Raw genomic sequence first — 9488 nt, 5'->3', positions numbered from 1 at the left:
TCTCGCCGCGCTGCAACCGCTAATTTCAACTTTTTTGCTGTTCGCCGAAATTTCGCGCAAAACGGCTGATTTTAGCCCTGCTTTATCCGCGCGGGCAGCTCTGCCAGGCTATCAATTACCCAATCCGCCGCTTTTTCACCCTCTTCCGTTACCGGTTTGCCGCTGCGCACCAGAACGGTTGTGCCTACGCCGGCCGCCTTGCCTGCCAGCACATCATCAATTTTGTCGCCAACCATATAAGAAGCGGCCATATCGATATTAAGATGCTTCATGGCGCTCAGCAGCATCCCCGGCTGCGGCTTGCGGCAATCACATTCCTGACGCAGCGCCTCTACCGCCGCATCTGGATGATGAGGACAATAATAGATGCCGTCGAGATCAACGCCCCGGTCGGCCAGCGACCAGTCCATCCACTCGGTTAGCTGCATAAACTGATCTTCACTGAAGATGCCGCGAGCGATACCGGACTGGTTCGTGACCAGCACCAGCGCATAGCCCATCGTCTTCAGCGTCTGCATCGCCTCGATAACGCCATCAATAAACTGGAAATCATCAATTTCATGGACATAACCATGGTCCACATTCAAGGTGCCATCGCGATCGAGAAAAATCGCCGGTACTTTAGCCGTCACGTAGAAACTCCTGCTGCCGAATATAGCGGTCAGTATCGCATGATTGTAATAAAAGAGAGAATGGCGGATTGAATATCCTGCATTGATTTAGACGTCTGGATGCCTTAACATCCATTTCAAATTTTGTTGGCCCGTTCGAACTAAACAGAGCTACACCACGGACAATTTCATCGCGACAGATAACCAATAATTCAATGATAAAACTTAATAATATTACTAAAGTCTTTCAGCAGGGCGCGCGTACCATTACTGCGCTGTCTGACGTTACTTTGCATGTGCCTGCCGGACAGATCTACGGCGTTATCGGCTCATCAGGCGCCGGCAAAAGTACCTTGATTCGCTGCGTTAATCTGCTGGAGCGGCCAACATCCGGCAGCGTTCTGGTCGATGGGCAGGATTTAACCGCCCTTTCCGAAAGTCAGTTAACGCTGGCGCGTCGTCAGATCGGCATGATTTTCCAGCACTTTAACCTGCTTAATTCCCGCACCGTTTTTGGCAACGTGGCGCTGCCGCTTGAGCTGGACAACACGCCGCGCGAAACCATCAAAGCGCGCGTTACCGAGCTGCTGGATCTGGTCGGCCTGGGCGACAAGCATGACGCCTGGCCAGCAAATCTTTCCGGCGGTCAGAAGCAGCGCGTTGCCATTGCCCGCGCGCTGGCAAGCAGCCCGAAGGTTCTGTTGTGCGACGAAGCCACCAGCGCCCTCGATCCGGCCACCACCAGAGCTATCCTTGAGCTGCTGAAAGATATTAACCGTCGTCTCGGCATTACTATTTTGCTGATTACCCATGAGATGGACGTGGTGAAACGCATCTGCGATCAGGTTGCGGTGATCAGCGACGGACAGCTGATTGAGAAAGACAGCGTGAGCGAAGTCTTTTCTCATCCGAAAACGCCGCTGGCGCAGCAGTTTATTCAGTCAACGCTGCATCTTGATATCCCTGAAGATTATCAGCAGCGGTTGGCGTCTCAGCCATCGGCGGAGAGCGTTCCCCTGCTGCGCCTGGAGTTTACCGGTCAGTCAGTCGACGCGCCGCTGCTGTCGGAAACCGCCCGCCGCTTTAACGTAAACAACAATATTATCAGCGCCCAGATGGATTACGCCGGCGGCGTGAAGTTCGGCATCATGCTGGCTGAGATGCACGGCAGCGAACAGGAAACAACGGGCGCGATCGCCTATTTACAGCAGCACCATGTGAAAGTAGAGGTATTAGGGTATGTCTGAAGCAATGATGTGGTTGTTGGCCCGCGGCATCTGGGAAACGCTGATGATGACCTTTGTATCCGGCTTTTTCGGTTTTGTGCTCGGCCTGCCGGTTGGCGTTTTGCTTTATATTACCCGTCCCGGCCAGATTATGGCGAACAACAAGCTTTACCGGGTGCTTTCCGCGCTGGTTAATATTTTTCGCTCGATTCCTTTTATTATCCTGCTGGTGTGGATGATTCCCTTTACCCGCGCCATCGTCGGCACCTCTATCGGCCTGCAGGCGGCGATCGTTCCGCTGACCGTCGGCGCCGCGCCTTTTATCGCGCGCATGGTAGAGAACGCCCTGCTGGAGCTGCCGGGCGGGCTGATTGAAGCCTCGCGCGCGATGGGCGCCACGCCGATGCAGATCATTCGTAAAATCCTGCTGCCGGAGGCCTTGCCGGGGCTGGTAAATGCGGCCACTATTACCCTGATTACACTGGTCGGCTACTCCGCTATGGGCGGCGCGGTTGGCGCAGGCGGTCTGGGACAGATCGGCTATCAGTACGGCTATATCGGCTACAATGCCACGGTGATGAATACCGTACTGGTCCTGCTGGTTGTGCTGGTTTATCTCATCCAGTTCTGTGGCGATCGCATTGTTCGCGCGGTTACTCATAAATAAGCAAACATCAATTCTTACGATTAAGGAAGGGATATGTCTTTTACGTTTAAAAAAATCGCCGCCGCAGGCGCGCTGCTGGGTGCGCTGGCGCTGGCCGGCTGCGGACAGGAAGAGAAAGATCCGAACCACATTAAAGTGGGCGTGATTGTCGGCGCCGAGCAGCAGGTTGCTGAAGTCGCGCAGAAGGTAGCGAAAGATAAATATGGTCTGGACGTTGAGCTGGTTACTTTTAACGATTACGTCCTGCCTAACGAAGCGCTGAGCAAGGGCGATATCGACGTGAACGCTTTCCAGCACAAGCCCTATCTGGACGCCCAGATTAAAGATCGCGGCTATAAGCTGGTGCCGGCAGGCAATACCTTCGTTTACCCCATCGCGGGCTATTCGAAAAAAATTAAATCACTGGACGAGCTGCAGGACGGCGCGCAGGTTGCCATCCCTAACGATCCAACCAACCTCGGCCGCTCGCTGCTGCTGCTGGAAAAGGTCAATCTGATCAAGCTGAAACCGGGAGTGGGCCTGCTGCCAACCTCGCTTGATATCGTGGAAAACCCGAAAAAGCTGAAAATTGTCGAACTGGAAGCGCCGCAGCTGCCGCGCTCGCTGGATGATAATCAAATTGCTCTGGCGGTCATTAATACCACCTATGCCAGCCAGATCAACTTAACCCCTGAGAAAGATGGCATTTTCGTTGAAGACAAAGACTCTCCGTACGTCAACCTGATCGTGGCGCGCGAAGATAACAAGGATGCCGAAAACGTGAAGAAATTTGTGCAGGCCTATCAGTCTGACGAAGTGGCTGAAGCAGCAAACAAAGTTTTCAACGGCGGCGCGGTTAAAGGCTGGTAATAAGGGTAAAACAGAGCGGCTTTTAAGCCTCTCTGGCGACGATTATTTGGCTTAACGCTCTTCTCCAGGCGGCCCGCAGATTTAACGGTAACAGGCGTCTCACGCTTACCGTTGGATCGCGCGGGCCGCTTTTTTGCCGTCGGCTATAAGCGATCGCAACTTGTCATTTAGTGGATTGCTTGCTTCAATAACGCCAATTTTTAGAAATGAGGATAGATTGATGCGCGCGTTACCGCTCTGTTTGTTGGCGCTCTCGCTGACGGGATGCTCTTTACTGCATAAGCCCTATAAGCCTATTCCCGCGCCAGAGCCTAAACCGACGCCCGTTGAGTCGCATCCCCGCCCAACGGCCCGTCCGGTGCCGGTTAAGCTCTATACCGACATGAATGAGCTGGTAAGCAATCCTTTCCGTGATTTAGGCGAGGTATCCGGCGAAGATTGTCAGGTCAGCCGTCAGGATTCGCCGGCCAATATCAATACCGCCCGCAAGCGTATGCAGATCCGCGCTTCCTATATGAAAGCTAACGCGGTGCTGCTGCATAAATGCGAAGTGCTGAGCGAAAGCCAGGGTTGCTATCGTCACGCGGTTTGTCAGGGCACGGCGCTGAAAGTCTCCGGTAAATGAGCGAGTTCGCCTTTACGCAAATCGGCGTGATTAAATCGCCGTGGAAAGAGAAATTCGCCGTTCCACGCCAGCCCGGATTAATTGAGGATGGCGGCGGCGAACTGCATCTGCTTGCGCCCTATAATCAGCAGGAGGCGGTGCGCGGGCTGGAGTCCTTTAGCCATTTATGGCTGCTGTTTGTGTTTCATCAAACGATGAAAGGCGGCTGGCGTCCTACCGTACGTCCTCCGCGCCTCGGCGGCAATGCGCGTATGGGCGTTTTCGCCACGCGTTCTACTTTTCGCCCTAACCCCATCGGTATGTCGCTGGTTGAGCTGAAAGCGATTCGCCGTGCTCAGGGAGAGGTCATTCTGGAGCTAGGCAGTCTGGATCTGGTGGATGGCACGCCGATAGTGGATATCAAACCTTATCTGCCTTTTGCCGAGGCGCTGCCCCAGGCGCGCGCGGGTTTCGCGCAGCACGCGCCAGAGGCGGCGATGCCGGTACGGTTTTCACCGCAGGCGCAGCAACAGCTGGCACGCCATCAGTCACGCTATCCGCAGCTGACGCGTTTTATAACCCAGGTGCTGGCGCAGGATCCGCGCCCGGCCTATCGTAAAGGCGAAGAGCCGGAACGCGAATATGCCGCCTGGCTGCTCGATTTTAACGTGCGCTGGCGCGTCACGGCAGAAGGCACCGAGGTACTGGCGCTCGATCCGCGCTAATTTATTCTCCCCTCTCTTTTGAGGTGCATCGCTCGCTGTTACACTACCGGCACTATTTTCAGGTCATCCTTTGACTATTTTCCGCCCAAACTGGAATCTTACAGATGCGTACTACTCAATATCTGCTCTCCACCCTTAAGGAGACGCCGTCCGATGCCGAAGTGATCAGCCACCAGCTGATGCTGCGCGCCGGTATGATCCGCAAACTGGCCTCCGGCCTTTATACCTGGCTGCCGACAGGCTTACGCGTACTGAAAAAAGTTGAAAATATCGTGCGCGAAGAGATGTGCAACGCCGGTGCGATTGAAATCTGCATGCCGGTCGTGCAGCCGGCCGATCTGTGGCAGGAGAGCGGGCGCTGGGAGCAGTACGGCCCTGAACTGTTACGCCTGGTTGACCGCGGCGATCGTCCGTTTGTGCTTGGCCCGACGCACGAAGAGGTGATTACCGATCTGATTCGTAACGAGCTGAGCTCTTATAAGCAGCTGCCGCTGAACCTGTTCCAAATCCAGACCAAATTCCGCGATGAAGTGCGTCCGCGCTTCGGCGTGATGCGTTCGCGCGAGTTTATTATGAAGGATGCCTACTCCTTCCATACCACCCAGCAATCGCTGCAGGAAACTTACGACGCGATGTACCGCGCCTACAGCGCCATCTTCAGCCGCATGGGGCTGGATTTCCGCGCGGTACAGGCGGATACCGGTTCTATCGGCGGCAGCGCATCGCACGAATTCCAGGTGCTGGCGCAGAGCGGCGAAGATGATATCGTCTTCTCTACCGAATCTGATTACGCGGCTAATATCGAGCTGGCCGAGGCGGTTGCGCCGGCAGGCGAACGTCCGGCGCCGTCGCAGCCGTTGGCGCAGATCGATACGCCGAATGCCAAAACCATCGCCGATCTGGTAGCGCAGTTTAATCTGCCGATCGACAAGACGGTAAAAACGCTGATCGTGAAGGCCAGCGCAGAAAGCGGCCATCAGCTGGTGGCGCTACTGGTACGCGGCGATCATGAGCTGAACGAAATCAAAGCGGAAAAAGTGGATATCGTCGCCGCGCCGCTGGAATTTGCTACCGAAGAGGAGATTCGGGCGGCGGTTGGCGCAGGCCCTGGCTCACTCGGTCCGGTTGGTTTGACGCTGCCGGTAATTGCCGATCGTACCGTAGCGAAGATGAGCGATTTCAGCGCGGGCGCCAATGTTGACGGTAAACACTATACCGGCATTAACTGGGGCCGCGATCTGGCCGAGCCGTTACAGGTTGCCGATCTGCGCAACGTGGTGGAAGGCGACGTCAGCCCGGACGGCAAAGGTACGCTGCTGATTAAGCGCGGCATCGAAGTCGGCCACATTTTCCAGCTGGGCACCAAATATTCTGAAGCGATGAAGGCGGCGGTTCAGGGCGAAGATGGCCGTAACCAGACGCTAACCATGGGCTGCTACGGCATCGGCGTTACGCGCGTGGTAGCGGCGGCGATTGAACAGAACCATGACGATCGCGGTATTATCTGGCCTGCGGCGCTGGCGCCGTTCCAGGTAGCGATTCTGCCGATGAATATGCACAAATCCTTCCGCGTAAAAGAGCTGGCGGAAGAGCTGTATGCCACGCTGCGCGCCAAAGGCATCGAGGTACTGCTGGACGATCGTAAGGAGCGTCCGGGCGTAATGTTCGCCGATATGGAACTGATCGGCATTCCGCATACCATCGTGCTGGGCGATCGCAATCTCGATAATGATGAGATCGAATATAAAGCGCGCCGCGCCGGCGAGAAACAGATGATCAAACGCGATCGGATCGTGGATTTCCTGGTGGAGGCGATCCAGGGATAAAGCCCTGCGCTAACCGCTAACGAAAAAGCCCCTGAGCCTGTTTCAAAAGGCTCAGGGGCTTTTTTTATCGCGCCGCCGTTATGTTTTTCTCAGGCCGCCGCTTCTGCCTCGCTTCCGGTCAATCATGCGGGCGCTCGCCGTTTGATCAACCTAACGCACCTTTGCGCGCAATGCTTTGGTGGCGCTACGCTGCGTTTTTGCCTCCAGCCGCCGCCGCTTAGAGGCCAGCGTCGGGCGCGTGGCGCGGCGCGTTTTCTCTTCCGCCGTCAGCTCGCGAATCAGGTTTTCCAGCCGCTTCAGCGCCGCCTCACGATTCATCTCCTGGCTGCGATACTCCTGCGCTTTAATAATTACCACGCCTTCAGCGGTGATCAGATTGTGGCTGGCAGACAGCAGCCGTGCTTTGTAAAACTCCGGCAGCGACGAGGCGCGAATATCAAACCGCAGATGAATGGCGGTGGCGCTTTTATTCACATGTTGCCCTCCGGCGCCCTGGGCGCGAATAGCGCTAATCTCCAGCTCGTCGTCGCTGATAGCGGCATGACGTGACAGTACAATCATAATTTTTACCCAACTGGCGGCGGCGAACGGCGCGCGCCGCTAAAAATGTTCCCGTTACAGTGTGACTTGCGCCAGTGAAACGTCAATGATTTTGCTCCTGCTCTGCTGCCCGGTGGTTGCAATTACGCTGCCCCGCCGCCATATCAGCCTGCCCGGCCTGGCGCACGCGCTCTGGCGGCAGCGCAAATAAATACGCTGCTCTCCAGGCTGATTTCCCGCTGGCGGCTATGTTATAGTCGCTGGAGGCAGAGGCTTATGCTCTGAAAGGAGGTGCATGTGCAGAAATATTGTGATTTGGTTCGTCAGAAGTATGCCGAAATCGGCGGCGGCGAACTGGGATACGTGCCCGACGCCATAGGTTGCGCGTTAAAAACACTGAATGAGATAGCGGCCAACAGCGCGCTGGACTCTTCCGTCAGGGAACAGGCGGCCTACGCCGCTGCAAACTTAATGGTGAGCGACTATGTTGACGAATGAAGCCTATAAACCGATCAATTGTGACGACTACGATAGCCTGGAGCTCGCCTGTCAGAAAAACTGGCCGTTAACGCTCGCGCTAAAAAACGGCGAACAGCTGGCGGTCAAAGCGAAAGATATCTTTACCCGTAAAAATGTCGAGTATCTGGCGGCGGAGCTTAACGGCGAGGCGCGTGAACTGCGGCTGGATCATATCGCCAGCTTCAGCCATCCAGAGCTGGGTACGGTGGTGGTCAGCGAATCAGATTAACCGGCGGGCGGGCTTGCCCGCCCTGCACTTTTACGGCTTGAGCGAGTGATAATAAGCCGCTAAATCCGCCATATCCGCTTCACTTAACCCGCTGACAAACGCCTTCATCACCTCCGCCTGTCCCCCGCTACGCTCCCCTTGCTTATAGGCCTGCAACGCACGTTGCAAATAATCGGCGTTCTGCCCGGCCAGATGAGGATAGAGTGAAACCGACGCTTTTCCCTCGGCGCCGTGACAGCTGCTACAGGCCGCCGCCTTCTCCTGCCCGACGGCAGCGTCGCCCGCCGCCAGCACAGGCGTGGTAACCAGTGCCAGCATCAGGATTAACAGGCTTTTCATACAGATTCTCCATAAGATAGTTTTTGCCAGGCGATCTGCCAGCCGGCGCCCGCTACAGCGCTGCCTTCACGGCAAACGAAGGTGTCCAGCGCGGCGATCAGCGTATCGTTATAGTAGATCAGCGGCGTCGCTTCACGCTGCCAGGGCGGCACGCCGCACTCCTGCCACAGTTTTTTAATCGGACGATGGCCGCCGCGCCCGACAATAGCGAAACTGCCCTGCGCCTGGAAACGTACGGTAATCTTCTCATCAACGCGGGCCGGGCGGATTTCAGTGCCCGACTGCGCCAGACGCAACCTACCAAGGCCGTGCGGCAACGCAAGCGGCGTTCGCACATCCGGCCAGAGCAGAACCTCATCACGCAGCGACGGGCGCAGCGGCAGCCAGTACAGCGCCTGGCGATAGCGACGCACCTCATAATCGCCCAGCCGTAGCCGGGGCGCCGCATCTTCACGGGCGCAGATGACCTCCAGCCACAGACGCTGCATCGCGTCACGCGACGGCATTTTCCCGCCGCACAGCGCGATCCAGCGGCGCAGCAGCGCGGCGCGGCGCGCTTCGCTCAGCGTATGAAAATCTGCGATTTGCAGCGCGCCATCCGGCTGCATCCGCTGCTGCAGCGATTCCGCCAGCAGCTCATCCAGCAGCTGCTCCTGCTCGCCGCACAGCGCCGCGCTGCGCGCCGCCGCCTCGGCAAAATGCGGCCAGCGCGCATTCAGCAGCGGCATAATCCGCTGGCGCAGGAAGTTGCGGTCGTAGCGGGTATCCTGATTGCTTTCATCCTCTACCCAGCACAGCTGATGCTGATGCGCCCACTGCTCCAGTTCGGCACGGCGACAGCGCAGCAGCGGGCGCAGCAGACGATGTTCACCCAGCGCCAGGCTGGAAGGCATCGCCGCCAGCCCCGCCGGTCCGCTGCCGCGCTTCAGCGCCAGCAGCAGCGTTTCGCACTGATCGTCAAGGTGCTGCGCGGTTACCAGCGCCTCGCCCGGCAGCAGATGGCGGCGAAACGCCTGGTAGCGCCCCTCTCTTGCCGCCGCCTCAATACCCTTATCGCGCCCATCCACCGTAATGCGTTCCACCAGAAAGGGGACATTCCACTGCCGGCAAAGGGCGTGACAGCGATCTGCCCAGCTGTCGGCATTGGCGCTAAGTCCGTGATGAATATGGATGGCGCGCAGCTCCAGATCCGGCAGCCGCTGACGTAACAGCGCAAGCTGATGCAGCAGCACGGTCGAATCCAGCCCGCCGCTAAAGGCCACCAGCAGCTTTCGCTCATCGTTCAGCCGTTGTTCAAGTTCTGCAAGCTGCGTCATGGAAAATCCGTTGCGGAAAAACGGCCATCGCCGGATG

12 protein-coding genes are annotated in these 9488 nt (G+C 57.1%); 8 read left to right on the top strand and 4 right to left on the bottom strand.

What is annotated here, in order from left to right; all coding sequences use genetic code 11:
- Positions 1-71 precede the first annotated feature (71 nt).
- Positions 72-632 (bottom strand): D-glycero-beta-D-manno-heptose 1,7-bisphosphate 7-phosphatase, encoded by a 561-nt coding sequence (gene gmhB / locus FKM52_RS05550; protein WP_141175191.1) that lies wholly within the window; start codon positions 630-632, stop codon positions 72-74.
- Positions 633-826: 194 nt separating this feature from the next.
- Between gmhB and metN the strand changes: the two genes are divergently transcribed.
- The 6 genes from metN (at position 827) to proS (ending at position 6508) form a co-directional block, all read left to right on the top strand.
- Complete coding sequence (gene metN, locus FKM52_RS05545; protein ID WP_141175190.1) at positions 827-1858, top strand: methionine ABC transporter ATP-binding protein MetN; 1032 nt, start codon at positions 827-829, stop codon at positions 1856-1858.
- Positions 1851-2504, top strand: a complete 654-nt coding sequence (locus tag FKM52_RS05540) for a methionine ABC transporter permease MetI (protein ID WP_141175189.1) — start codon at positions 1851-1853, stop codon at positions 2502-2504. Before metN ends, FKM52_RS05540 begins: the two co-directional genes overlap by 8 nt.
- Before the next feature lie 33 nt (positions 2505-2537).
- Positions 2538-3353: a MetQ/NlpA family lipoprotein gene (locus FKM52_RS05535; RefSeq protein ID WP_141175188.1), complete on the top strand. Its 816-nt coding sequence runs from the start codon at positions 2538-2540 to the stop codon at positions 3351-3353.
- Between the two features lie 220 nt (positions 3354-3573).
- Entirely contained in the window at positions 3574-3978 is a 405-nt protein-coding gene (gene rcsF / locus FKM52_RS05530; protein ID WP_141175187.1) for an Rcs stress response system protein RcsF, read from the top strand.
- Complete coding sequence (tsaA, locus tag FKM52_RS05525; RefSeq protein ID WP_141175186.1) at positions 3975-4682, top strand: tRNA (N6-threonylcarbamoyladenosine(37)-N6)-methyltransferase TrmO; 708 nt, start codon at positions 3975-3977, stop codon at positions 4680-4682. The genes rcsF and tsaA overlap by 4 nt, the downstream gene beginning before the upstream one ends.
- Before the next feature lie 104 nt (positions 4683-4786).
- A complete protein-coding gene (gene proS, locus FKM52_RS05520) occupies positions 4787-6508 on the top strand; it encodes a proline--tRNA ligase (protein ID WP_141175185.1) in 1722 nt (573 codons plus the stop codon).
- A 150-nt stretch (positions 6509-6658) separates the two neighbouring features.
- Here the strand turns inward: proS and arfB are convergent, their stop codons facing one another.
- Complete coding sequence (gene arfB / locus FKM52_RS05515) at positions 6659-7069, bottom strand: alternative ribosome rescue aminoacyl-tRNA hydrolase ArfB (protein ID WP_141175184.1); 411 nt, start codon at positions 7067-7069, stop codon at positions 6659-6661.
- Between the two features lie 276 nt (positions 7070-7345).
- Between arfB and FKM52_RS05510 the strand changes: the two genes are divergently transcribed.
- Together FKM52_RS05510 and rof are read left to right on the top strand one after the other, a co-directional pair.
- The gene (locus FKM52_RS05510; RefSeq protein ID WP_141175183.1) at positions 7346-7546 is read left to right on the top strand and encodes a YaeP family protein; all 201 of its coding nucleotides are present in this window, start codon (positions 7346-7348) and stop codon (positions 7544-7546) included.
- The gene (gene rof / locus FKM52_RS05505) at positions 7533-7796 is read left to right on the top strand and encodes a Rho-binding antiterminator (RefSeq protein ID WP_141175182.1); all 264 of its coding nucleotides are present in this window, start codon (positions 7533-7535) and stop codon (positions 7794-7796) included. The genes FKM52_RS05510 and rof overlap by 14 nt, the downstream gene beginning before the upstream one ends.
- Before the next feature lie 30 nt (positions 7797-7826).
- Here the strand turns inward: rof and FKM52_RS05500 are convergent, their stop codons facing one another.
- Positions 7827-8135 (bottom strand): c-type cytochrome, encoded by a 309-nt coding sequence (locus FKM52_RS05500; RefSeq protein WP_141175181.1) that lies wholly within the window; start codon positions 8133-8135, stop codon positions 7827-7829.
- On the bottom strand, positions 8132-9451 hold the full coding sequence (gene tilS / locus FKM52_RS05495; RefSeq protein ID WP_141175180.1) for a tRNA lysidine(34) synthetase TilS: 1320 nt from the start codon (positions 9449-9451) through the stop codon (positions 8132-8134). Before tilS ends, FKM52_RS05500 begins: the two co-directional genes overlap by 4 nt.
- Positions 9452-9488 lie beyond the last annotated feature (37 nt).

The sequence above is a fragment of the Mixta tenebrionis genome (assembly GCF_006517625.1).
Taxonomy (GTDB): Bacteria; Pseudomonadota; Gammaproteobacteria; order Enterobacterales; family Enterobacteriaceae; genus Mixta; species Mixta tenebrionis.
This window is presented reverse-complemented; position numbering and strand designations above follow the sequence as displayed.